The sequence below is a fragment of the Paucidesulfovibrio longus DSM 6739 genome (assembly GCF_000420485.1).
Classification (GTDB): Bacteria; Desulfobacterota; Desulfovibrionia; order Desulfovibrionales; family Desulfovibrionaceae; genus Paucidesulfovibrio; species Paucidesulfovibrio longus.
Window position 1 is genome coordinate 145,268 of record NZ_ATVA01000019.1, and the last position, 24,806, is coordinate 170,073.

The 24,806-nt window shown below is 58.0% G+C and carries 22 protein-coding genes; 5 read left to right on the forward strand and 17 right to left on the reverse strand.

Annotated elements, in window-relative coordinates; genetic code table 11:
* Positions 1 to 55 precede the first annotated feature (55 nt).
* The 6 genes from G452_RS0117245 to G452_RS0117270 all read right to left on the reverse strand — a co-directional run bounded on the left by G452_RS0117245 (position 56) and on the right by G452_RS0117270 (position 5,612).
* A complete protein-coding gene (locus tag G452_RS0117245) occupies positions 56 to 2,044 on the reverse strand; it encodes a HAMP domain-containing methyl-accepting chemotaxis protein (protein ID WP_022663514.1) in 1,989 nt (662 codons plus the stop codon).
* Between the two features lie 47 nt (positions 2,045 to 2,091).
* Positions 2,092 to 2,688, reverse strand: a complete 597-nt coding sequence (locus G452_RS20935; protein ID WP_081650686.1) for a TetR/AcrR family transcriptional regulator — start codon at positions 2,686 to 2,688, stop codon at positions 2,092 to 2,094.
* Positions 2,689 to 3,015: 327 nt separating this feature from the next.
* Positions 3,016 to 4,365 carry a glycerate kinase type-2 family protein gene (locus tag G452_RS0117255; protein ID WP_022663516.1) on the reverse strand — a complete coding sequence of 450 codons (1,350 nt, stop codon included), beginning with the start codon at positions 4,363 to 4,365 and terminating at the stop codon, positions 3,016 to 3,018.
* Positions 4,366 to 4,803: 438 nt separating this feature from the next.
* Complete coding sequence (locus G452_RS0117260; RefSeq protein WP_022663517.1) at positions 4,804 to 5,070, reverse strand: Rv0909 family putative TA system antitoxin; 267 nt, start codon at positions 5,068 to 5,070, stop codon at positions 4,804 to 4,806.
* A gap of 27 nt (positions 5,071 to 5,097) precedes the next feature.
* Positions 5,098 to 5,265: a DUF1328 domain-containing protein gene (locus tag G452_RS21255; RefSeq protein WP_022663518.1), complete on the reverse strand. Its 168-nt coding sequence runs from the start codon at positions 5,263 to 5,265 to the stop codon at positions 5,098 to 5,100.
* Between the two features lie 59 nt (positions 5,266 to 5,324).
* Positions 5,325 to 5,612, reverse strand: coding sequence for a sll1863 family stress response protein (locus tag G452_RS0117270; RefSeq protein ID WP_022663519.1), 288 nt, complete (start codon positions 5,610 to 5,612; stop codon positions 5,325 to 5,327).
* Between the two features lie 644 nt (positions 5,613 to 6,256).
* On the opposite strand from G452_RS0117270, the gene G452_RS0117275 reads away from it, so the two are divergent.
* The 5 genes from G452_RS0117275 to G452_RS0117300 all read left to right on the forward strand — a co-directional run bounded on the left by G452_RS0117275 (position 6,257) and on the right by G452_RS0117300 (position 14,240).
* Entirely contained in the window at positions 6,257 to 7,456 is a 1,200-nt protein-coding gene (locus G452_RS0117275) for a tyrosine-type recombinase/integrase (protein WP_022663520.1), read from the forward strand.
* Between the two features lie 631 nt (positions 7,457 to 8,087).
* Positions 8,088 to 9,083, forward strand: coding sequence for a patatin-like phospholipase family protein (locus G452_RS21260; protein ID WP_081650687.1), 996 nt, complete (start codon positions 8,088 to 8,090; stop codon positions 9,081 to 9,083).
* Positions 9,084 to 9,260: 177 nt separating this feature from the next.
* Positions 9,261 to 9,878 carry a TetR/AcrR family transcriptional regulator gene (locus tag G452_RS0117290; RefSeq protein WP_022663523.1) on the forward strand — a complete coding sequence of 206 codons (618 nt, stop codon included), beginning with the start codon at positions 9,261 to 9,263 and terminating at the stop codon, positions 9,876 to 9,878.
* Positions 9,871 to 10,977, forward strand: a complete 1,107-nt coding sequence (locus G452_RS20250; RefSeq protein WP_022663524.1) for an efflux RND transporter periplasmic adaptor subunit — start codon at positions 9,871 to 9,873, stop codon at positions 10,975 to 10,977. Before G452_RS0117290 ends, G452_RS20250 begins: the two co-directional genes overlap by 8 nt.
* Entirely contained in the window at positions 10,974 to 14,240 is a 3,267-nt protein-coding gene (locus G452_RS0117300; RefSeq protein ID WP_022663525.1) for an efflux RND transporter permease subunit, read from the forward strand. The genes G452_RS20250 and G452_RS0117300 overlap by 4 nt, the downstream gene beginning before the upstream one ends.
* A gap of 252 nt (positions 14,241 to 14,492) precedes the next feature.
* Here G452_RS0117300 and G452_RS0117305 read toward each other — a convergent pair whose 3' ends face one another.
* The 11 genes from G452_RS0117305 to G452_RS21890 form a co-directional block, all read right to left on the reverse strand.
* A complete protein-coding gene (locus G452_RS0117305; protein ID WP_022663526.1) occupies positions 14,493 to 14,825 on the reverse strand; it encodes a hypothetical protein in 333 nt (110 codons plus the stop codon).
* A gap of 11 nt (positions 14,826 to 14,836) precedes the next feature.
* Positions 14,837 to 16,357 carry a cobaltochelatase CobT-related protein gene (locus tag G452_RS0117310; protein ID WP_022663527.1) on the reverse strand — a complete coding sequence of 507 codons (1,521 nt, stop codon included), beginning with the start codon at positions 16,355 to 16,357 and terminating at the stop codon, positions 14,837 to 14,839.
* A 9-nt stretch (positions 16,358 to 16,366) separates the two neighbouring features.
* Positions 16,367 to 17,422, reverse strand: a complete 1,056-nt coding sequence (locus tag G452_RS0117315) for a DUF3150 domain-containing protein (RefSeq protein ID WP_022663528.1) — start codon at positions 17,420 to 17,422, stop codon at positions 16,367 to 16,369.
* Between the two features lie 85 nt (positions 17,423 to 17,507).
* Positions 17,508 to 18,518 (reverse strand): AAA family ATPase, encoded by a 1,011-nt coding sequence (locus G452_RS0117320; RefSeq protein ID WP_022663529.1) that lies wholly within the window; start codon positions 18,516 to 18,518, stop codon positions 17,508 to 17,510.
* Complete coding sequence (locus tag G452_RS20255; protein ID WP_155887812.1) at positions 18,499 to 19,788, reverse strand: hypothetical protein; 1,290 nt, start codon at positions 19,786 to 19,788, stop codon at positions 18,499 to 18,501. The genes G452_RS0117320 and G452_RS20255 overlap by 20 nt, the downstream gene beginning before the upstream one ends.
* Positions 19,789 to 19,861: 73 nt before the next feature.
* Positions 19,862 to 20,479: an ERF family protein gene (locus G452_RS0117330; protein WP_022663531.1), complete on the reverse strand. Its 618-nt coding sequence runs from the start codon at positions 20,477 to 20,479 to the stop codon at positions 19,862 to 19,864.
* 211 nt (positions 20,480 to 20,690) lie between these two features.
* Complete coding sequence (locus tag G452_RS21620; RefSeq protein ID WP_155887814.1) at positions 20,691 to 21,347, reverse strand: hypothetical protein; 657 nt, start codon at positions 21,345 to 21,347, stop codon at positions 20,691 to 20,693.
* A gap of 15 nt (positions 21,348 to 21,362) precedes the next feature.
* The gene (locus G452_RS0117340) at positions 21,363 to 21,710 is read right to left on the reverse strand and encodes a hypothetical protein (protein ID WP_022663533.1); all 348 of its coding nucleotides are present in this window, start codon (positions 21,708 to 21,710) and stop codon (positions 21,363 to 21,365) included.
* 27 nt (positions 21,711 to 21,737) lie between these two features.
* On the reverse strand, positions 21,738 to 23,531 hold the full coding sequence (locus G452_RS0117345) for a GmrSD restriction endonuclease domain-containing protein (RefSeq protein WP_022663534.1): 1,794 nt from the start codon (positions 23,529 to 23,531) through the stop codon (positions 21,738 to 21,740).
* A 138-nt stretch (positions 23,532 to 23,669) separates the two neighbouring features.
* On the reverse strand, positions 23,670 to 23,894 hold the full coding sequence (locus G452_RS20940) for a hypothetical protein (protein WP_162141327.1): 225 nt from the start codon (positions 23,892 to 23,894) through the stop codon (positions 23,670 to 23,672).
* A 677-nt stretch (positions 23,895 to 24,571) separates the two neighbouring features.
* A partial coding sequence (locus G452_RS21890; protein ID WP_022663537.1) for an integrase core domain-containing protein occupies positions 24,572 to 24,806 on the reverse strand: 235 nt, incomplete at its 5' end.

Below are 24,806 nucleotides of genomic sequence, written 5' to 3' on the forward strand. Positions count from 1 at the left end.
GCGCCGAAAAGCAAACGGGCCGGGATCGATCTCCCGGCCCGTTGCTCGTTTTCCGCTAAAACCGTTCGAAGTCCTGATCGCCGCCGTCCAGCTCCAGGGCCACTCCGCTCGATTCCGCACCCGCGTTCCTGGCCGTCCCGGTCCTCGCGGGCCTGTCCGTTCCGGAAGTCAGGGAGCGGGGAGCGGCGGCGCGGGACACGATGCGCCGCTTCGCGTCAATGTCCACCCGGAAGAAGGACATGGTCTGCTGAAGCATCTGGGACTGGCTGGAAAGCTCCTCCGAGGTGGAGGCCATTTCTTCCGCTGCCGAGGCGTTGGACTGGATGACCTGATCGAGCTGCTGGATCGCCCGGTTGATCTGTTCCACGCCCGCGTTCTGCTCGTTGCTCGACGCGGTGATCTCCTGGACCAGCTCGGCGGTCCGCTGGATGTCGGGGACGAGCTTTGCGAGCATCCTGCCCGCGTTGTCGGCCACCTGCACGGTGCTTGAAGACAATTCGCTGATCTCGCCCGCGGCCGCGCCGCTGCGCTCGGCGAGCTTGCGCACTTCCGCCGCGACCACGGCGAAGCCCTTGCCGTGCTCCCCGGCGCGGGCCGCCTCGATGGCGGCGTTCAGCGCGAGCAGGTTCGTCTGCCGGGCGATTTCCTCGATGATGGAAATCTTCTCAGCGATGTTCTTCATGGCGTCCACGGCCCGGTTGACGGCCTGGCCGCCTTCCGCCGCATCGCGCGCGGCCTGCTGGGCAATGGCTTCGGTCTGGCTGGCGTTGTCCGCGTTTTGCCGGATGTTCGCCGTCATCTGCTCCATGGAGGACGAAACTTCCTCGATGCTCGCGGCCTGCTCCGTGGCCCCCTGGGAAAGGGTCTGGGCCGAGGCGGAAAGCTCCTCGCTGCCGGAAGCGACGTTTTCCGTGGCGGACTGCACGTCGTGCACCACGCTGCGCAGCCTGCCGACCATCTCGTTGAGCGAGGCGGCCAGAACGCCGACCTCGTCCTTCTGCGCGATGTCCAGATTCCGGGTGAAGTCGCCCTGGGACATGTTTTCCGCAAAGCCCACGCCCAGCAGCACCGGCCCGGTGATGGAGCGGGTCAGCGCAAACGCCGCGAACAGGCCGATGATCAAGGCCGCCAGGGCGCCGCCGATGCCGATCGCGTTGGCTCTGGAAATCTCGGCATCCAGCTTGGCCTTCTGGTCCGCACGGGCGTCCTGGCAAACCTGCTGGGCGGCGCGGGCCTGCACCACCATCTTGTCGCTGGCCTCGCTCTGGCTGCCCATCAGCTCGACGTACCGGAGATACTGCTTTTCGTAATTTCCCAGTGCGCCCGCCAGACGATCCAGCTGGTCGAGATTCTTCTGGAGCCGGAGCCGATTCCGCAAATCGGAAATCATTTCCTGCATCCTGTCCAACTGGGCGCGCACGTTCTCCTTGTAAATGTCCTGGCCGGAAATGATCACTTCCTTCTCGTTCTTGCGGACGTCGAGGAACCATTCCACCAGGTGGCCCGCATCCTCGGCCTTGGCCAGCTTGTCGTCGAACAGGGCGTCGGTCATCTGTCCGGAGCGGCGCAAGTCCCTGAGCTGCTGCCTCTGGTCGGCCTGAATGGCGTTGGCTTCCTCGCGGACCACCTCGGCCGCAGCCCGCATCTTCGTCATGGTGGCGGCGCGCTCCTTCTGGAGATCGACATATCCCTGGAAAGCCTGAGCATATGAATTGACCGCCGCAAGCACGTCGGCCATCTGTTTTCGGTTCACGTCGTCGTTGAACTTCTGCGTGGTCGCGGAGATTTGCTCCCGCAGCTGCCCCACAAGCTCCGCCTGCTTTTTCAACGATTCCTCGTCAACGCGGATAATGTAGTTCTTTTCCTGCTGCCTGGCCTGAAGGATGAATCGCACCATGCGGTTGACGTCGTCCGCCTTCTCCACCCGGTCCTGCACCCCGCGCATCCCGAAGAATCCGATGGCGGCCACGATCACCGTCAAGACAAGCACGAGGCCGAAGCCTCCGCCCAGCTTGACCCCCAACTTCATATTCTTGATTCCCATTTCTACCCTCCACCTATTGCCGACCCCTGAATGCCCCACCGAAGAACTCAAGAACGCGCCGTCTCCGGACCATTCCGAAGCCGCGCAAGATGCATCGTCAGCTTGGCCTGAACCTCTGCCCGGTCCAGGTCCGCGAAAAGCAACAACCAGACGAATCCCAACAGAATCGCCACGAACGTGTCCGCGTCTTCTGCCCCGTCCGCCCTGCCTCCCTTGAAGGCGTCCAGCAGCTCGCCGAGCCGGGCGCGGCTCTGGCGCAACGAAAGGAAGGCGGAGCCGAGCAACGCGCTGTCCTCATGGTTCGCAAGCGCTTCCGGGAAATACTTGAACGCGATGACGCACTGATGGCGTCGTTCGAGAACGAGATCGATCAACTCCGCAGCCACGCTTTCAGCGGAGTCCTGCCGCGCGGCAAACGGAGCCGCCCCATGCATGAAATTGCCGATGGCGTTGCTCAGATCCCAGATGATGTAGAACAACAGATTGTTCTTGCTCTTGAAATGGTAGATGACCGTGCCGCTGGCGACGCTGGCCTTTTTCGCGATGGAAGCGATGGTCGTCTGGTGGTAGCCTTGCAGCGCAAACATTTCGCTCGCCACGGCCACGACATCAGTCAGATTTTCTTTTGTTTTCCGTATAGGCATATTCAATCCTAATCATATGTTCAAATACAAGGCAAGATTATTTGAACAGTCGTTCAAAACTTTCTTTCTGCGCGCAGAACGTCGTGCGGCAAGAGGTCTGCCGTCGCAGGTCCGTGGCCGGACCGGAAGGGTGGGGCAAGGCACGGGACGGGGAAGAGAACCCCGACGAGGCAGGTGGACGCAGGCGGTTCCCCGCGGCGAGAGACGCGGCCCGGAGAACGCACATGGCGGGCCGAGTCGGGCCGGGCCGGGTCAGGTCGGGTCGGGTCAGGTCAGGTCAGGTCAGGTCAGGTCAGGTCAGGTCAGGTCAGGTCAGGTCAGGTCAGGTCAGGCCGGATAGACCAGCAGCGCGGCAACGTCCATCACGTTGGTGCGGGTGGGGCCGGTTTTGAGGATGGTCCCGGCGCCGCAGAAATATTCGTAGGCATTGTTTTCCGCCAGATGCGTCCGGGCGCAGAATCCTCCGGCATCGGCGAGCCGCAGGGTGTCCGGGAGAACGAGCGCCCCGGCCGCGTCCGTCGGGCCGTCGCTGCCGTCCGTGCCCACGCAGGCCACCAGCACCCTTCCCCGGCAATCCGGAAACTCTTCCAACGCCAGCCCCGCGGCCAAGGCCATCTCCTGGTTGCGGCCGCCCTTGCCTTTGCCGCGAATGGTCACCGTGGTTTCGCCGCCCGCCAGCAGACAGAGCGGAGCGTCGCCGGCGGCCAGCGCCGCGCCGGCGTTCCGCGCCGCAAGCACCAGCTCGCGCGCCACCTCGCGGGCTTCGCCCTGCATGGCCGCCGTCAGGATCGTGGGGACATAGCCCCTCTCCTGCGCGGCTTTGGCCGCGCCAGCCAGCGCCATGACGTTGCTGGCGATGATCTCGTTCTGCACGCGCTCGAAACAGGCGTCCCCGACCTTGCGCGTTTCCGGCGCGCGGCCTTCGGTGCCCTGCTCCAGCAGCTCGGCCACGGCCGCAGGAACGCGGTCGCGCAGGCCGTAGCGGTCCAGAATGGCGAGACAGTCGGCAAAACGGGACTCGTCCGGAGCCGTGGGGCCGGAGCCGATCACGTCGAGCCGATCGCCCACCACGTCGGAGATGATCAGGGTCACCACGGTGGCCGGAGCCAGGACGCCGGCCAGATGTCCGCCCTTGAGCAAAGAGAGGTGCTTGCGCACCGCGTTGATTTCGTTGATGTCCGCACCGCATTCCAGAAGCAGGCGGGTCGCCTCCTGCTTGTGGGCGAGGGTGACGGGCGCGCGCGGCGCAGGCACGATGGCGCTGGCCCCGCCGGAGAGCAGCAGGAACACGAGATCCTTTTCTCCTGCCTGCCCCGCAGCCCGCAGCAATTCCTGGGCAGCGGCCTGGCCCGCCTCGTCCGGCACGGGGTGCGCGGATTCCACGATGCGGACCTTGCCGAGCTGAAGGCCGTGCCCGTACTTGGTGGCGACGACGCCGCCCGCGAGCCGTCCGCCCAGGATATCTTCCAGGGCCAGCGTCATGGGGGCCGCGGCCTTGCCCGCGCCGAGGATCAACACGCGCTCGAACTGCGAGAGGTCGTATTCCCTGCCCGCCACAGCCAACATGTCGCCCTGCCTGCGGACCGCGCGGCGCATGGCCGCCTCGGGCGCCACCGCGCCGATGGCGTTCTCGACGATGTGCATGAGGTCGTTCTTCTTGCGGGTCAGTTCGGGCATGATTTTTCCTGATTCGGGTTGCGGATGTGGACGTCTGCGGGCTTCGGCTCGCCGCCCCTGTTCGGGAGGGCGGCGGCTCCACCGGCGCTCGGCTACGGCCACATACGCCTATCGCGCGGACGCGTCAAAACCCCGGAACCCGCTGCTGGATTTGGCACGGCAGAAGCGAAAAGGCCTCGCTCCTGTCCGTCGCCCGGGCCGCCCCGCGCGGAAACGCATCCACCCCGGCCTGCAACGCCCACACCACCGCTGGAAACTCCCCCTTGCATTACTGTAATCCCGGGCAACGGACGTCCTCCTGCAACGCCCCAAATGAGAAAACTCCCGCGAACCGCGAGAAACGGTGTGCAGGAGCTTGTTTTCATTCTGATGCCGGGAGCGAGACTCGAACCGGCAAGGGCGTGATCCGTGCGAACCCGCTTCACTCTCCCTGGTCCGCTATTTGTTCACGGCGTCTTCCACCTTATCGCCAGCGTCCTCAATGCTGTCGCCAGCCTTTTCGAGAGCCTGATCGATCTTTTTGCCAGCCTTTTCGGCCGGCCCTTCCTTATCGCCGACGTCCTCAATGCTGTCGCCAGCCTGTTCGAGGGTCTGATCGATCTTTTTGCCAGCCTTTTCGGCCGGGCCTTCCTTTTCGCAGCCGTAGCCAACGCCAAGAAAGGCCAGCAGAGCAACAAAGCATATGAATTTATTGATATATCTCACAAATCACTCCTTTTCCGGTTTGTTGAGTCAAATACGCGGCTTGCGTCTCCCCATGATCAGCGAGATCACAAACGCTATGAGAAAGACAAAAAACAATACCTTCGCAATACCGACGGCAGCCGCTGAGATGCCGCCAAAGCCCAGAATTCCGGCTAATATTGCGATGATGAAAAACACCACTGACCAAGATAACATGGTTCCTCCACATTTGTGCAGCAATTGGGACGGGCAAGCCGCCCTGATCGTAAATGGGCTTACTTGAAACGCTCGTTGGCGGATTTGATGGCGCTGTCAAGGCTGTCCCATGCGCCTTGGAGGCCGATCTTCAGATCCTGCCATGCGTCCTTGCCTGCCCGCTGAAACTCGTCGAGCTTGGCTTTCGCTTCCGAGTGGCGTTGCTTCATTTTTTTCATCTCATCTTCGAACTTGATTCGAAGGTCGGAATCCGATTCCCTGGCCTTGGCTTCCAGACGCGATATCTCGGCGTTGAGCTCATCCAGCTTGGCTTTCATCTTCTCAACATATTCGTCGCGCTTTGACATGATCGGCTCCTCCTTGCTCTTGTTTATCGATCCGACTTACATGTATCAGGATTTGTCATAAGATATATATAATACATGAATAATGAGCTTTGTCCAAAAAATTTTGATTTTAGAACAATGACGCGAAGGCAATGCAGAGTTAAATGAACATATGCCATTAAAAGCAAGCTGTTTCCGGTTGTTCAACTATGAGCGTCGGCGCGAGCCGCTTCCAAAACAATCTCCGTCCTGACAGCGACTCTTGAGAATGTGCCTTGATTGCTTGGCGGGCGATATTCCAAGGGGGGATGATGAACGCCTGCTCTCGGCATGAGAGGACAGAACGCAGGACAGGGGCTGGACCATTTCGTCTGCCCAAAAAACAAAGCTCCCGCGAACCGCAAAAAGCGGCGCGCAGGAGCTTGTGTTCATTCTGGTACCGGGAGCGAGACTCGAACTCGCAAGGGCGTGAACCCGGCGGATTTTGAGTCCTTTTATTTCAAACTTCACAGGAAGTCACTGACCTTCACTCGAGTTATGAAATTTCTTTGATTTTAGTTAATTAACATGCTACACAGGTGTCACGTGACATCCTCGGAATCCACCCTATGTCACGGCAAAAAGTTGGACAGAGGTTGGACAGTTTTCACTGAGAGGAGCATGTCATGCCCAAGTGGATCAAAACCCAATTCCCCGGCGTGAGGTTTCGCGAACACCCAACGCGCAAGCACGGACGCCAGCCCGACCGCTATTACGTCATCACGTACAAAATCGACGGGAAGACCAAGGACGAGGCCATCGGCTGGGCCAGCGAGGGAGTGAAGCCTTCGGACTGCCACACCATCTATTGCGAGTTGAAGGACAACCGCCGCAAGGGAGAAGGTCCGCGCACCCTTGCCGAAAAACGCGGCCTGGACCTTCGCCACCGGGAGGCGGAAAAGAAACGCTCCGTGACCCTGGGCGAATACTGGACCTCGACGTATTTCCCCTTCGCCAAACAGCGCAAGGGAGAGCGCTCCTGGAATCGGGAGGAGAGCCTGTACCGCATGTGGATCGCCCCCTCGCTTGAGGCCGTTCCTCTCCGAGAAATCGACTTGCAGCAATGGGACGATTTCGTGCGAATCCTCGACGACGCTGACTTGTCCCAGCGCAGCAAGGAGTATGCGACCGGAACCCTTCGGCGTATCCTCAAGCACGCCTACGAGAGGCGGATCATCAGCCAGCCCCCACCTTCGGGCAAACGCATCGGCGTCACGGCCCCTCGCGACAATCGCCGACTCCGCGTCATCCGGTCCGACGAGATGCGGAGCATCTTCGAAGAGCTTGCGGCCCATGATCCAAACGCCCACAAGCTGACCCTGTTCGCATGGCTCACCGGATGCCGCCTCGGCGAAGCGGGCAAGCTGCAATGGAAGGACGTAGACCTCGCATCCAGGCACTTGACATTCCGTGACACCAAGAACAAGGACTCCCGAACCATAGGGCTCGAAGGCGAACTGCTCGAACTTCTTTCAGGCATCACCGAGCAGAAGCCCACGAACCATGTTTTCGCTTCGGCCCAAGGCATCCCCTACACGGAGACGCCTTCCGCATTTCGAACCACGGTGGAGCGCCTGGGGCTGAATGAAGGCCGCACCAAGAAGGACCGTCTGGTATTCCATTCGATCCGTCACACAGTGGCGACCGAACTCGCCAAGAGCCTGAACCCTCGCGACCTCATGGAGGTCATGGGCTGGCGCACGGTCGAAGTCGCCATGCGCTACGTCCACGGAAACGAGTCCGCCAAGCGAAACGCCCTTGCCAGCCTCGGAAATGTTCTGGGCGGCTCCAAGGGCAAGATCGTCCCGTTCAAAAGCGTGGGCTGATCTTTTTCGGCCCAAGCTTCACCAGCCGTCACTGGTGGATTCGTCTACTCTATCCCCATCTGCTATTCATGCTGACAACAGTCAGCCCTCCCCGGAGAGCGCGGGGAGGGCTGGTGATCGTTGTCCCATGAAAACAAGGAGGCAGCAGAGCTGGCAGCGGCGCTCAGAAATGGACATCAACAGGGAGGTGTAACACCGATGGCGTCAGAGGCTCTTTCGAGAAACTAAACCAAGGGGGATTCGACGAGCATTTGACCATAATTTGCGTTGAGGCGGATATCGTCGCTGCCTCCAGGGCAGAGAGGATATTCTGTTGCTTTCGCATTCGCGGAGCGACAGGTTTTGTTGCGTCCAAAACTCGGCCAGCGGCATGTAAAATTGAATTTTCTGGGCTGTTTCTTCAACTGAATCAATTGAAAAAACAGGCTGCTCAGAGTATATTTCAAAGCCACAGGTCTCCACTTCATCCGAAGGGTGATAAGTTGCGCCACGGAGGGGAAAGCCAGAGCGATTGGACGGCTGCGAACGGACAATCTACCGAAAGGCACAAAACGGGCGTACGATCAAGATCCGAGTCGAGGCGATCCTACCGCTTCGACCTTGGCAACCAGCCATTTTACAAGGAGCCTCCTTGTCCCCCAAGACACATTCGTCCCTTTCTCACGTCACATCCCGGGTTGGATTAGCTTTGGGCAGTGGCTCGGCCCGCGGGCTAGCACATATCGGCGTGATAAGGGCCCTTCAAGAAGTCGGAATCCAGATTGATTTCATTGCAGGGACCAGCATTGGCGCACTGATCGGGGCTGTCCATGCATCCGGCAAGCTGGACGATCTCGAAAAGGATTACTTGAATTTTGACTGGAAACGCATCGCCACATTTTTCGATGTGGTATTTCCAAAATCCGGCCTGATTGATGGGACAAAAGTAGAAGCCATGGTGCGAGCCCACGTTCATGGGGATCTCATCGAAAAGCTCCCCATTCCTTTTTGCGCAGTGGCTACCGACATCCAGACAGGTGCGGAGGTCGATATCAGTGCGGGGGACATCACAAAGGCCGTCCGAGCAAGCATAGCCGTCCCCGGCATATTCACACCTCAGCGTCACGCTGGCCGCATACTTGTGGATGGCGGCCTGTGCAATCCCGTCCCTGTGAGTGCCGCTCGGATGTTGGGTGCGGATATAGTAATCGCTGTGGACTTGAACCACGACATCGTTTCCGGGAAAAACGCGCCTCCTCCTCAGACACCATGCGAAACAAAGAGCCGCTCGAGTAAGGCTGCTCCGGATCGACCTTCAGGGAAAACGAAACGCTACCAGCAGTCAATACAAGACGTATCAGCTTGGCTGATGGCCAGAAAGGCACCTGGAGCTGACCAAATAGCCCGCTGGGCATCTCCTAAGGACCCACTCCCAAACATTTTTGAAGTACTGCTTGCCTCAATCAATATTATGGAAACGCAAGTCACCCGTTCACGACTGGCTACAGACCGACCAGACATCCTTATCCAACCGCCTCTGGGACATTACCGATTTCTGGACTTCGACAAGGCCAAAGACATCATTGACATAGGACATGCCACAACCCGAAAAGCTTTGGCTCGCTCGAAACTCCTCTTCGAATCCTGAATCGACTCGCCTCTTCTTAGTGATTCCAGCTTGCTCGCACATCAGGGCATCAGGCTATCCGCCTCGATCAACTGCAACATAAGCGCATAACGCTGCTCGTCTCCAAACTCCCTCTTGACAAGAGACGTTCGCGACAATAATTTTAACGAACGTTCAATCAACATGAAGGAATTTTCGATGGGCACTTCAAACACCCGTGAATTTATTCTTGAAAGCGCTTCACGTCTGTTCGCGACCGCAGGGTATTCCGCTGTTTCCATGCGGGATGTGGCGAGTGAATCCGGCGTCACACCGGCAAATTTATACCATTACTTTAAAGACAAAGAAGATCTTGTGCGTGAATCCCTCGCCTTTGTCTTCACCGACAAAACCAATCCCATAGAAGAAATCATGAAGAGTCCCGGTGACCCTGCCAAGCGCATGGAGCGCTTCCTTCTCTGGTTCTCATGGCTTCTCATGGAAGACGTTATTTTTTCAAAACTGCTTTTCCGAGAGCTTCTGGATGGCGACGGCAGCCGTCTTAAGTATCTGGCAGAAAACGTATTCCAATCCCCCTTCAGCATTCTTGTCCAACTGATTGACGACTACTTCGAGACCTCTGATCCGGTCTTTGTTGCGGTCTCCATTGTTGGAGCGTTGTTGGGACACTGCCAGCTGTCCGGGATGGTGAGCTATCTCAAAGAAGGAAAGCCTGAGCGGATCAGCCCTGAAGCAATCACACGCCAGATCATGATGGAATTGCAGTTCAAGGTGCGCGCAACGAATAAAAGTGTAGGAAGGAGCGAGAATGCCTAGCATACGCGCGAAAAAGCCTCTGCTCACAGGCAGTGTTCTTCTCTTGGCAACCCTTCTAGTCGCAGGTTGCGGTTCTTCGAACAAAAGCGAGGAGACCCTCCCGACACTCGTGCGAGGTGTTCAAACCCACGTTGCTTCGGCGCTTACGGTCCCGAGAGGATGCAATCTGCCTGGCACGGTCGTTTCCGATGATCGCATCGAACTTTCTTCCCGAGTTGTCGGGTTTATTGAAAGCCTTGAGGTTCGCGAAGGGCAGTCGGTGAAGGAAGGCGACTTGCTCGTCAAAATCGACTCCACGGACATTGAGGAAAACATCCGGCAAAACGCCGCTTCACTCACTGCGACGGCTCAGGAACTGCAAGATGCAAAGCGCGACGTCGTGCGCTATGAAAAGTTGGTCCAGACCGGCGCTATTGCCCCAGATACCCTGACCAAGGCGAAAGTAAAACGCGACGTGGCCCAAGCGGCATACGACAAAGCCACAGCAGCCCTTACTTCGGCTCGCTCCGAAAGACTTTATGCGGAAATTCGCAGCCCCGTGGATGGCGTCGTCATCAGACGCTACAAGCAACGCGGCGACATGGCGACGGCGGGAGCCGTCATCCTCACCATAGAATCGCGCAGCAAGCTCCTTTTCCGCGTCTACGCGCCAGAAAGCAAGGTGGCGCAACTGACGCAAGGCATGACGACGGCGATCAGCATTGATGCACTGCCCGGCAGAAGCATCTCTGGCACAATTGAACGCATAGTTCCGTCGGGTGATACTACTACCCGCCGCTATCAAGTGGACATTGCGCTTCCAACGGACGCCGACCTACTGCCGGGAATGTTTGGACGAGCCGAAATCGTCCTCAATCATGAGCAAGTGCTGGCAATCCCGAATTCTGCGCGCGTAATCCGAGGCGGTCTGGAAGGTGTTTTCGTTCTGGACAATGCCGACATCGCGCATTTCCGCTGGCTTCGTTTCGGACGGGTGCATGACGCATTTATTGAAGTCGGCGCGGGCCTTACTCTAGGCGAAACCATCCTGCTGAAGGCTGACGGCCGGATTCGGGATGGGGTCCAGATTGTCGCGGCATCGCGGGAGAACGCGCAATGAAACGCGAACGATTGAATCTTGCCGGAGTGCTGGCGAAAAGCTTCATCACTTCAAAGCTCACGGTCATCATCATCCTGGCGGTGGCTCTGCTGGGTGTTACCGCCCTGCTGCTCACGCCCCGCGAAGAAAATCCCCAGATAGTCGTTCCGAGCGCGCAGGTATCCGTCAGGCTACCCGGCGCATCGGCCTCGGAAGTCGAAAACCTGATCATCATCCCCCTCGAAGGCATTCTCAGCGAGATGAAGGGGGTCGATCACACTTTTAGCGTCGCAAACAACTCCGTGGGAGTGATCACCGTACAGTTCAAGCCTGGCCAGCCCAAGGAAGAATCGCTGGTCAAGCTGTATGACCGGGTGCTTGCAAGCCAAGCCGTGCTTCCGGCTGATGCGAGTACACCGCACGTACGTTCTCTTGATGTAGACGATGTTCCCATCGTGACCATCACCCTGGCCTCGCGAAGTCTCGACGACTATGCACTCAAGCGTCTGGCCGACCGAATGTCGGAACGGCTGCGCAGCCTGAACGATGTCTCCGTTGTATCGGTCTACGGTGGACGAACCAGGGAAATCGACATCAAACTTGATCCAGAACGTCTCGAAGCCTTCGGCATCACCCTAAATCAGTTCTACGCCGCCCTTAACGCGAGCAACATCTCCATCCCGCTTGAAAAAACCATCCGGGACGGCGAGGCAAAAGGAGTAAAGCTCGAGGAATTCCTTGCTTCCGCCGATGAAGTTCGCAGTCAGGTGGTTGGAGTGCATGCGGGAAGGCCAATCTATGTCAGCGACATCGCGCAGGTAACCGATGGCCCAACCGATGAAGTGGAAACATTCAGTCGATTCAGTTTCGGTCCTGCGGATCCCCATTCGCGGTCGTCCCAAGCAGGAGGAATGCCAGCCGTCACCATCGCCGTGGCCAAGAAGAAAGGCACCAACGCCGTCGAAGTCGCTCACAGCGTGCTCGACCGGGTGGAACGCATTCGACAGAGCATGCTCCCAAGTGAAGTGGATGTGGTCATTACTCGCAACGACGGCAAGAAGGCTGACGACGCCGTCAACGTGTTGGTCGAGCATCTTTTCATTGCCGTGGGCACTGTGGCCTTGATCCTCGTCTTCTCTCTTGGCTGGCGCGAAGCTGCCATCGTCTGCGTAACGGTGCCGATGACTCTTTGCACCGCCCTTGCAGCAGACCTCGCTGGCGGGGTGACCATCAACCGCATTACCCTTTACTCCTTGATCCTGTCTCTTGGCCTTCTGGTGGACGCTTCCATCGTGGTCATCGAGAATATCCATCGACGCTGCTCAGGCATACCTTCCGCCCAGCGGAGCGGGCACATAATTTCGGCGACGAATGAAATCGGCAACGCAACGAACCTTGCAACGCTTGCCATTGCGCTGGTCTTCGGCTCCATGATCCTGCTTACCGGAATGGGAGGGCAGTACTTTTTCCCGGTCACCTACAACCTCCCAATCGTCATGATTGCATCGGTAGTCATTGCCTACATCGTCACGCCATGGGCCGCGAATCGCTGGCTACATCACGAAAGCAACCATACCTCCTCGGAGAAGACCGGAATCCTTGAGCGCACCTACAATGCATTGTTCCTTCCTCTCCAGCAAAACAGGAAGGCCAAGCTGGTGCTATTAGGCATAGTCATTGTCGGATTCAGTATGTCCATGCTTCAAGGGACGTGGCAGTTCATACGCCCGTCAGGTTTCGGCGGGCCGACATCGCTGTTCGGAGTGGCTCTTGGCTTTCTGCCCAAGGACAACAAGAACACGTTCAACATAATTGCCGACATGCCGGAAAACACCCCTGTCGAGGACACGAATAGACTCGTCAGAGACATTGAGGATATCCTCGCAACCTGCCCCAATGTGCTCAACTATCAAAGCTGGCTTGGCAAGGCCGGAGTACCGGACTTCAATTCCCTGCAACAGGGCACCGCTGATAGAACGGGCGGATATGTTGGTGAAATCAGAGTCAATCTTCTTGACAAGCATTCCCGCAGCATTTCCTCTATCCAAATAGTCCAGGAGCTGCGCAAGCAACTCCGGCCAATCCGGCAGCGCTATCCGGGCTGCAAGATACGGCTCGTGGAGGATCCTCCGGGCCCGCCCTTGCGGGCCATGGTCCTGGCTGAAGTCTACGGCCCCGATCAGGAGCAGCTCCGTTCCATGGCTGGCAATGTCTATAGCGAGTTTGCCAAGACATACGACATGGTCGACCTCTCTACCTCCGAACCGGTGGACGTAGCGGAACATCGTATCGTCATCGACAAAGAGAAGGCCGCACTTTCTGGGGTTTCCGTGCAGCGCATAGCTCTGAACCTACAGCTGGTGTTCGGAGGCGCGCTGGTCAGCCGCGCCCATCCTGACGACGAAAAAGAACCTGTGGATATTCGTGTCATGGTACCTCGAAGTCATGAAATCGACCCGACGCGACTGGACCGGGTATTCATCGACAACGATCAAGGCAACCCCATTCCCCTCTCTGAATTGGTGACGGTAAGACTGGAGGAGATGGATCGCCCGATTTTCCACAAGGACAACGAACGGGTGAGCTATGTGGGCGGAGAGCTTTCCGGATCGGTACCTCTCAATGCCGTCCTCGATCTCAATCATCGTCTTAAAGGGATGCCCACTTCAGATGGCGGTCTGTTGCGGACGGGAAACCTTACGGCCTATCCGGAAGCTCCAGACACGATAGACGGATACCAGCTTTTATGGGACGGCGAGATGCGTCTGACTCTGGACATCTATCGAGACATGACGATCGCCCTCGCTATGGCGCTCACGCTCGTGTTCCTGCTGCTTGTTGCGTACTATAAATCGTTTCGGGTGCCGATCATCGCCATGTGCGCCATTCCGTTGGGACTTATCGGCCTCTTTCCCGGTCATTGGCTTTTGGGCGCGGACTTCTCGGCAACATCCATGGTCGGCATTATTGCGCTGTCGGGTGTCGTTATCCGTAACTCGTTGCTCATCATCGATTTCGTCCGCGCAAACCAAGCTCATGGAATGAATTTGGAGGAAGCCATTCGTAAGGCGGGAGCCGTGCGATTGAGACCCATTATCCTTACGACACTGGCCATTGTCATGGGATCCTTGATCATGATTCCAGACCCCGTATTCGGAGGGTTGGCCATCACCCTTATTTTTGGTTCCGTAACATCTGCAGCCTTTACCGTCTTCGTTGTGCCGCTATTATACCAGATATACGCAAAAAGTATTGCGGACAGCAGCGCAACTGAGCACGCATAACCTGCAACAAAACAACGGCTGAAGTTTCCCGACGGCCTGTCGGAGGGCGTTCAAAGTCGCCCAGAAGATCCATATTTCCTGACTTCTGGGTGACCGCAAAGTGATACCCAATGGTGTATCTGCAAGCTCCAGCCATAACGCTGAACGAATACTGCGCTGATATTCTTGCATGATATAAAAATATGATTCACCAGTCACACGATGCACACCGGCCAAGGAAGGAGCCGCCAGCTTTCGCCAGCGGCTCTTTGATTACCCCTCGAATTCCCTCCCGCAGGCGATGCAGCGGAAGCGGCAGATGACGTGGCGGTCGATGCTTTCCCCGACACGGTTGCCCACGGCTGCCCCGGCAAGGAAGCCCGCCAGGGCTCCGGCAAGGCTTCCGGCCAGGACGCCGATCCCGGTTCCCACCACGGGGACCACAGACCCGATGGCCCCACCGACCACGGCCCCGCCCTCAGCCCCCAGATAGCCTGTTGCGGCTCCGGCCACGCCGCCCACCGCAGTGCCTACCCGCTGGACCACATTGACCAGCACGACATGGTCCGGACTATTGCAGACCGGACATTTCGGATTCTCCTTCATCTGAGACCTCCCTATGATTTGGTTGAATGGAAAAGCGCCTGGCCAAAAAGTTGAAACATGGCAGGAGCCAGTTCCCGGATGGCCTGGATGTTGATGCTGCGCCTCGGCATGAGGCCCGCGATGCCTGGGGAGTCGATGCCAAGGCCGAAGACCTCGATCTCCGCCAGCCGCGCCGCAGACAGGGCCTGCTTCGCGGTCTCGTGGTTGTCGGGATCTCCGTCCGTGACGAGCAGCAGAATCTTGCGCTGCTCCCGCAAAGGGACCATCTCCAGGATCGCCCACCAGAGCGCCTCGCCCATGGGCGTCTTTCCGCTGGCCGCGATGCTGAACCGCGTATGCACAGGCTGGCCATGCCGAACCAGCGGAGCCACCGTTTGCAGGTCGTCCTCCCCGTGTCCCGCCGGGAACGCTGTGACCGCCACGTTGATGCCCATGAGCTCCATGGTCCTGGCAAGCACATGGCAAACCTGCCCGGCCATAGCGATCCGCCTGCGCATGGAGCCGGAACAGTCCAGCAGGAGATGCACGGCGGTGTTCATGGCTGTGCGTTGTCCCTGTCGCAGGAAGATCTTCGAGTCCCGCGCCGCGAGCCGGTGCAGCCGAGTGGTTGCAACCCTGCCGCGCGACGACGGGACATTGTGACAGGCCAGCTGCGCCTGGAGCTTTCCCTGGAGCCGCGTGCGCAGAGCCAGGGTGATCCGCCGCGCGGCTTCCAATTGCTCTGCCATGAGCGGGCGCATGCTCTTTCCGGCAATGGTGGCCACCTGAACACGCGCCCCGGCATGTTCGTCCTTCCCTTGAACGCCCAGCTCCAGGGACTTGCCCAGGATCGCACCGAGTTCGTCCGGCAGCTCCTTTTCCGTGGCCCTGAGCAACCGCTCCACGCTCGCGGCCTGCGGCTCGGCAGCCGGAAGCGCCTTCGCATTGTGGCCAAGCTCCCGGACAACCGCCCTGGCGGCGTCCAGGCAGGCCTGGGAATCCGGACAGGAACGCCTGACCTGCTCCAGGATCATTCCGACCCGAACCAGCAGGTCCGGCCAGAAGCGGTCCAGGATATCCCTGTTTTTCCGGACACGCACCGACAGTTCCGGCACATCCCAGCTGCGCACGCTCAAGAGCAGCCAGTTCAGCAGCAGAAGGGCCGGATTTTGCTCGTCCGGCTCCGGGCTCCGCTCCAAGAACAGATGCCGGATCAGCCAGGTGAAATTCCGACGGCAGCCCGGATACTGGGCCGCCAATCGGTTTTCCACGCGCCAATCCTCGAAGATGTTCCAGATGTGCTTCTCCAGGGCGGTGAGATCACGCAGACAGTCAAAGTCCGTGTGTCGCAGATGCGCGGCCTCGTGATCGACATAGCCGCGCACCAGCCCCAGGAAGGTGCGGTCCGCTTCCGCTGGCAGGCTCGGCAGATGGATCACCCCACCGTCCGTCCAGGCCCTGTTGCCGCCGATATGCACCTGAATGCCGTAGGAACGCCCGAGAGCACTGGCCAGCAGGGGTAAACTGTGCAGGAGGGGATTTGTCCTCGCCATGACGCCCCCCTACCAAAGGCCCAGGCTGTCGAGATGGACCACAGGAGACGCCACGGGAGCATGCGCGGTGCTGAACGGCGCTCGCCCCAGGGGAAGCTCGGGAGCGCTTTCCTCGTCATTCTCCTGGCTCGAATCCAGACCCGAATCCATATCAGAGACCGGAACGGCGGCATCCAGGGCAGGCAGAAGCGGAGCCTTGAGCAGCCCCTGGAGAATCGCGTCCGGACTCCTGCCGTCCATGACCTTCTGGCCATGCTCCACAAGCAGGTCGGGATTGCCGAGCAAACAAACCAGTCCCTGAAGCATGACCAATTCCGCGCCATCGATCCTGCCGGATTCCGGAACCCTGGCCAGGGCCGTCTCGATCAGCTCCGCCACGGGAGCCACCCGAGGCTCCACAAAACTCAGACCGCAGAGCTTGCGCTGGAGGGTGCGCAGCGGCGAAAGCGCCTTGCGGGTGATCTCGGTTCTGCCCGCATAGCTCTTGTGCCAGGCATCCCTCGCGGCCTTGGCCACCTCGCCGAAGAGCCGCGCGCCCAGACCGCTCACTTCCTCATGCAGTCCTACCTGCGCCTCGGCATTCCGATCCTTGCGCGGTGGCGCGACCCGGAAGAGCTGCCAGCTGAAGCCCAGGCGACTGCGCACATGGTCCGCACTGACCAGTGAACTCGCGATGATTGACTCCCAGCCAGGATTGTCCAGAATCCAGCCGCGCACCGCATCGTCATAGCGGTGCAGGAAGGCCTCTTTGGCAGACTGGTAATCGTCCGCAATGGCCTGGAGTCCGGCCTGGACCTTTTGCACCGACGCTTCCGGGATGGCCCAGCCTCCCAGGAAACGCACGCCGATCCGGTCCAGCATGGTCACGGCCTTGGCCTTGAGCGAGCCGAAAATGCGCAGCTCCGCAGGATCGCAAATGCGCTTGCTGCCAAGCGAAGCCAGCTTTTCCGGCGGCAGGTCCGCCGTGCCGAAATCCGAGGGCGTGAGCTTCTTGCGGGCCGACCAGATGTTCACGTCCAGACGAACCGCCACCAATTCCTTGAGCACCTTGATATCCGTGGACATGGCGTCCTCCTTTGTATTGCTTTCATGTTGAAACCGCCCGGCATGGGCGCAGAAAAGAAGAGGGGGAGCCCGAACCGGCTCCCCCTCAGGACACGTCTTGGTTTTGCGCCCCTGTGGGGGCGTCCGCCGATGGGAACATGCGCTGGGCCAGCTCATGCAGCATGGAGCGCGTTTCCCGTGTGGCCCGAAAGCCCAGCGCCCGGTCCAGGGCGTAGCTCACGGGCTGCACCCCTTGATGCGCCAGGGGCTGAAAGCGCAGGGTCAGGTCTGCCCAGCGCAGAAGCGTCCGTGTAGAAAACGTGACCTCGATGCTCTCGCCGAGCGGGGTCTGCGTGTCTCCGAAGCCGCGAAAAAGCCTGCGCACCTCGCCCGCAAATTCCACCATGGTTTCCCGGACCGCCTCGGGAAGCAGGGAAGCGGTTCTGGCAAGCAGGCGCAGCTCCGCCTCCTTTGCCGGGTAATCCACCTCGCAGAGCCAAAACCGGTCCATGAACGCCAGGTTTTGCCGTAGCGTGCCTTGATAGAGCCCGGTCTCATCCGAGCCGCCGTTGGTGTTGGCCGTGGCCACGAAACGGAACAGGGGATGCGGCTTGATGACCTCCCCGCTGTTTTCCGGAATGCAGAGCGGATCGCCGTCCAGAATGCCGTTCAGGCCGGAAAGCGTGGCCGGGTCCAGCAGGTCCAATTCGTTGAGCAGAAACAGCCCGCCGAACTTCAAGGCCAGGGCCAATGGACCATACTGGAAGGTCATCCGGCCCTCTTCCAGGCTCAGATGCCCGACCAGGTCGGTGAACTCCAGCCGCGCATGGCCGGTCACGTCCAGGACCGGGTAGTTCAGTTTGGCCGCCAACTGCCGGATCAGGCTGGTCTTGCCGCTGCCCGTGGGGCCGAAGACATAGAGCGGATCGGCCTGTTGCATGAACCAGACGATGATCTCCCGCATGGTCTCGTGGAACTGGTAGTCCGGATCAGGATCCGGCGTGTACGCGCACGGAGCGGCAAAGCCCTGGATCATGCGCCCCGAAGGCTGCCCGCTGAACACCGTGCCCGCGTCCATTTCCATGACCTGAAGATTCTCAAGCTCCAGATGCGACATGATTGTTCTCCTGTTGTGTTTTGGTTGCGGTTTGCGGATGACGCCCCACGAACAGACGCTCATAGGGGTTGCCCATGTCCGTGCTGCGGGTCAGAATCCGCTCGCAGATCTCTCCCCCCACCACACTGGTCAGTTCCGCCTGTAATCTGCCACGGTTCAGCGTGGTCCGGCCCGGCATGTTCGACACCTTGAACCGGTAGTCGCCCGTGCTCAGCCAGCCGCCAGCGGCATCCCGCCTCGCGTACTGTCGGCAAATCCTTTCCTCCATGGCCCGGATCTCCTGCTCCAGGCTCTTGCGGTTCGCCTTCAGTTCCTCAAGCTGACGGAGCGCGGCGTCCCCCTCCGGGCTATCCACCTGCCGGGAGCTGAACTTCGGGCAGGTCGCCGCATGGTCGCACCAGTCGCAGAGCGGGTGAAACCCCTTGGCGTATTCCAGATCACCCAGCCGGATCAGGCCGTTCGCATACTTCCGATGATTATCCCACAAATCGCCAGCCAGCCGCAGGGCCAGGGAATGCATGGCCTCATCCGGAAGATACGGACCAAAAGGCCTTGCTTCGGACAGGGAAAGGCAGAGCACCCAGCCCTCGATATCAACCTGTTCCGGGGATTCCGGGAGCCGGGCGCGGAAAAGACGTGCCGCAAGCTCAGGGAACGTCAGGCCGGAGAAGAGCACATGGCCATCTTCCGCCCGCAGGTTGAAACAAGGCTGGTTCCAGCAGGACGCGAGCAGACCAAGCTGTCCATAAATCTGCATCTCGTAGGCCGGGTTCAGGGTTTTGGGCAAATGCCCGGTGCTCTTGAGCTCCAGAATGCGCACCGCAGGTTGCGCGCCTCCGCGAACCAGGGTGAAATCGAGATGCGCACGGAGCGGAACCGAGCTTTCACCCTGCTGAAGGGTGGTTTCAATCTCCAGTTGCGCAATAAACTGCGAACCGTTGGCGCTGAGCGCCTTGCTAATGCCGGTTTCCAGCCAGTGCCCTCGTTGCAGGATCAATTGGCGTCCCAGGACGCTTTGAACCCGCTGGTCGTCACCGTCCCCAAACCACTCCGCCACCTCCTCCGGGGAGACTCCCGAGCCGGAAGTGGACTTGTCCGCCACCGCAGCCCGCATGCACTGCATGGCCCTGCCCAGGTCGGACATGCCCACATAGCTTGCGCGTTCTCCCAATTGCGCCTTGGTGTTGCGTTGGGCATGTGCCAGAAGCCCCCGCGCCATCTGTGCGAGAAGCGCCTGGGCCTTGTGTTCGTTTTGCATCGTGTCCTCCAAAACGCGGAAGGCCCCTGGATTTCTCCAGGAGCCTTCCGCTGGCGATGATGGTCGAATGAATGTCCGGAAACGGTCAGGCCGCATTAGTCGCATACCGCCACCAGACCTTGCGTTCCGGATCCCAGCGGAAGCCCGCCTGTTTGAGCATTTCGCGCTTGTTGCGGGTGTCTCCCGTGGCCGTGATGCACTCCCGCCCGTCCTGGGCCGCAACGCTCTGGTACTGGACACCGTCGAGTCGCGGCAGGGCCTGCAACGGCGCGGCTGGCTTGGACTGCGCCTTTTGGGGCATGGCCCCCTGCGCGTCGTCGTCCTGTTCCGTCACCAGCCCCACTAGGGTCGAAAGCGCATAGCGCCTCGCATAGGTCAGGGCGGAGCCGTAGCCTTGCGGATCGGCCTTGGGCAGCGGCATGACCATCATGGACGACTGCCATTCACCAGACTCCGCATGGACCAGCTTGGTCACGAGACCGAGATGCCCGGTCTCCGCCGGAACAGGGTATTGCGCCACCCACACGCCCTGCACAAGCAGCGCCTCGCGGCAGGTGTCCATGACGGAATTCAGGGTTGCGTAGCGGCTTTTGGTGAACGGATTCTCCCGGTCCTTCTGCGCATGCGGAAGCGCTTGCTGGACCTGGAGCATAGCCTTGGCCAAATTGGTGATCTCTGGGGAATGGAAACTTTGCACCTGCATACTCCCTCCTTTAATACTGATTGGCTGAGCGCTGACAACACGCGCCAGCTGAGAAAAAGCCTGTGATTCAAGGAGATAATATATAGGTGAAATGGGTTGAAATGCGATTTTTGTTCACAAAGCCAATAGGCTAGAGCACCAAATTCCTAATCATGTGTTGAGTTCTGTATCAGCTCGTATGCTCTTTCGGGAGGAATCATGCTTGCCATTTTTATACATCTTCAGTGGAGAAATTTTCATACGCTCGATGGTGAACGCATTGCTTGATGATCATGGCTTCCAACAGTCTTTCGTCCTTGGGGCCAAGATCAGCGGGGGATTCCACATTACGCTTGTCGAGGAAGGACGCAAAATCAAACAGGATACCTTCCAAAAGGATTTCACTGAACGCCGGAAATCCTGCACCAGAAAAACAGCAGAAATCATCATATTTGAGCAACCGAGAGATAAAGACGAATCCCGAAGAGGCTGAACGAGATAACCCAACGTCAATGACCTCCTCAACAAGCCCTTCCCTGAGAAGATCGGTGCATTTAAGACGATGATTTCCTATGCTCTCAACGCCAAATACGCTAAATACATTTCTTCGCATTCCTGAAAGCAGAGAAAGATGATCCGCATTCTCAGCTGAAAAAGTATCTACAATGGATTTTCCTTTTTCTGGCCAGGAATAAATCAAGTAATCTGTGAACATGTCAGTGCAAGCTTCATGAGGAAAGAAGATTTTCTTCTTCTTGTATAAGCCAATAGAGCGAGCACATGGAACGTATTCCTTCTTGTGAACCTGCTCGAAAAGGTCACTGTGAAAATCCTTGAGTGCGGATTTCGTCGCTTGATAGCGCTGAATAGTTTTGTCGAGGAAAAGCATAGTATTTTGCCGTTCTCAAAAATAATCTTCGCGCTCGACAGGACCGCTCATCGTGTCAAACACTTCGGAGCAAATCTCGATATCGAAGAATTCCCGTAACAGCTTCCGGTTCAGCGTCTTGGGCCAGTAGTCGCCGCTTGTGTCCCAGCCGCTGAGTTCCGTCTCAAGAATCTTCTTGGCGCTCTTGAGGATGAATTCCAGGGCATCCCCGTTGTCGTCATAGATCGGCGTCAGGTAGCAGGTCTTGTCATCCTGAAGCTCATCCATGGTCATCTTGCGGCCCGTGCCAGGAAGGCTGTTGATCCAGTCCAGGTAGGGTTGTTTAGGCTTGAAAACGGCAAGCATCCGGTTGATCGTCTTCATTCGGAATACACTTCAGCCCGAGTGGGGTTACAGGGTTGAGTAATAGTTCTTGATTTTCATGGACATTAAATTTCTGCGTTCAGCCAAAAACGTTTTGTAGTCTGTGTGTTCCATTTGCAGTGTGCTATCAGGAATGCAGTTTGTCGAAAGATTGTCTCTCAACTGGCTCTCGTCACAAATAGCTCCTACTCTTAGACATTGGTCAGCACATTGCTTTAATATATCCGCAAAGTATTCCTTGGGAGATTTATTGCCGACCTTGATGTTGATTTCACTCTGGGTATAGGCAAAGTTGGCGATCTGATTGTACTCTCCGCGTTTCATGCCGTTCTTCTTGAGGTAGTCTTTGGGAAAAATGTGATGAATGTCTCCCCGGTGAGCTATCAGGTCACGCACAGTGATCTCTTTCGAGAGCAACCCCCTGTCTCCTAGTTTGACCTGGGCGGCCCAGTATATCTTGAGGTAGGGGCTGTTCGTGGAAGCCTTCTCAAGCTCTTGGACAAGACCGAATTCCCAGAACGAATCAGATAGCTCAGCTTTCTCCGTCTGCTCAAGGCAGTCGACAAACCCACCACCCCGGGCGCGCTTGATGTCGGAATCGAACCGGCTCTCGAATGAACCTGAGTACCGGGAGGTAAGAAGGGAAAGAACGAACCACCGCCGGACCAGCTTCTCGATTACCGCCGGGTCATACTTTTCCATTCTCAGCTTGAGGTAGAGGGCATACGCAAAGTTCAAGGCGTTCTGAGATCGAATCATGTGCGGGGCAATGAACCCGGCCGACCGGATGATCATCAGAAAGCGCTGGAAATGGGTCTCGTTGATGAAGCTCATGACCCCATCCCCCAGCGTCTTGAAGGATGCCTCGGCGATTTCATCCTCGTACTGGCGTGTCTCAAAATTCCTTCCCGAAAGCAGGCTCACCAAGTCGGCGAGTTTGCCGCGCTCAAAGGCGGACACGCAGGCCACACGAAGAACATCCGTATAGGACGGATCGTAAAGGTCCTCATTCTCGTTCTTGAGCCAGGACATCTTTCGGAACCAGTCCGTGGCCGCAAAGGCAGTATCCCGTTCCGCGAGCTGAGAATGGAAGTCCGGGGCCACAGCCAGCTGGCAGAAATAGTCAATGGCCTTACGCAGAATCGGTCCGCCATACTGGTCGCTGGCGGCAATCTTGGACATGGCGAAATCGGCCTGGTTCAGTACAACGCCCTTGGAGTTGATGCGGATGAAAATCTCCGTCACCGTTTCGATGTCCAGTTCGTGGGCGAGCTCTATGAAGCCGATCTGATTGTTCCGCAGTGACTGGAGGTTGGTCAGTGTCTGAAGGACTTCCCCCTTGTCGGCTCCCGAGTTCTTGGCGCAGTAGTCCTCGTAGACGTCCACGGGGAATGTGGAGCGGCACAGAATGGACGAGACATCGGGAATCCAGGATACGTCCTTGCCGATGGCGGGGTTCAAAACCTCGAATTTCCTTTCCAGCGGGTTGAAGGCTATCCGTATCCTTACGAACTGGTAGTCCTTGGTGAGTACCTTCTGCCCCAGCACCGCCGCCATGAGGGCGGTAACGCGCTGCTGTCCGTCGATGAGGACCTTCTTGCCTTCGGATATGGAGCCATCCTTGAGGCGCACGTTTGGGTTGCGCCAAGCGATGAGGTAACCCACGGGGTATCCGTTGTAGAAGGAGTCAAGCAGGTCTCGGACATTGGCGGCGTCCCAGACAAAGGGGCGCTGGATCTCGGGGATGGCGATTTCACAAGCCTTGACCCAGGCCAGGATGGTTTCGACAGAATGGCTGTTTACGGAATAACAAGGGGGCATAAACCAACCTCAATTGGTGATCTTTCTTGTGTTATCTAGTTGTTGAAATGATAGAGAACTATTTGAGTTTTCGTTGTTTCAAACATAATGACCGCCATCTGCGTCGTAGTGTTGAGAAATCAGTGGCATTGATTTTTACTACTTCGCCGGATGACAACACCTCGGGTCGGCCGGTGGCGGGTCAAGGCGGGTCTGGTAGGGCTTCCCGGTGGCCATGGCCTGCTGCAATTCGTCGTAGATTTCCAGGATCACGCGCTTGGTGCGGTATTCGCCGTAGGCGGCTTCGTCCTTGCGCTTCACGATGGGGAAGGTGTCCATGATGTAGTCCACGGCGTGGCGCGGGGTGGGAAAGGCCTTGGTCAAAGCGGCCAACTCGGCGTCGGTTTCCCCGTCCGCTTTCTTCCAGGAACAGTCCGGGTTGGATGGCAAATAGAGGTGGAAGAAGGCGGCATCCAGCTCGCAGCGCAGGAGAAAACGGCGATCTTCATCCCAGCGGAAGGGAGGGCCGTCAAAGCCGCAGTCTTTTGCGAAGGGTTCAAGATCCCAAGCGGTGTAAACTAGTTCAAGGACACGTCGCCTGATAAATTCATCGTATTTGAATTGTGTCCCCGTTGGGGGCAAGACAGGCGTTTGAGACATGATTTGCCAATTAAAATGTATTCCACCGACCTTTTGGCGGGCAACATAGTCAAATACGAATGACGATAGGTTTGAGCACAGGAGATAGGCTTTGTCACAGTAGTCAAATCCAATTGCCGGGTTGCTTCTCGTTGCGAGCACCTTCGGGATTATTGCCGCTATTGAAGTCCTTTCATCTGTTGAACGCGCAACATCCCTCCATACCAATATCCATCCTTGTCGGTGTTTTGGGTACTTGGCAAATAGTTTTTGAGCTACTGAACTTTTGACGAAGTACCGGGTGGTTACACCATATCTTGGATCATTTTTCTCATTTTGAGTGGAAGGACGTGGGGACCCTAGAAGTGGGTTCACTTCTTCGGACCAGTCAGCGGCAAAACTAAGGTGGACAGATTCATGGGCTATGCCGCCTTTTTCGGGCAAGCCAGAGGAGGTACCCCCTCTGGCTTGAATTGCTGATATATCTCCATCGGCTTTCTGCCGTCAAAGGTCTTGTGCGGACGCCGGTTGTTGTAGAAATCAATCCACCAGGCCAGGGTGCGGCGAAGCTCGCTGCCCGTCTCGATCTCCCGCAGATACACGCATTCATACTTCAAGGAGCGCCAGAGACGCTCGATCATAACGTTGTCCATCCAG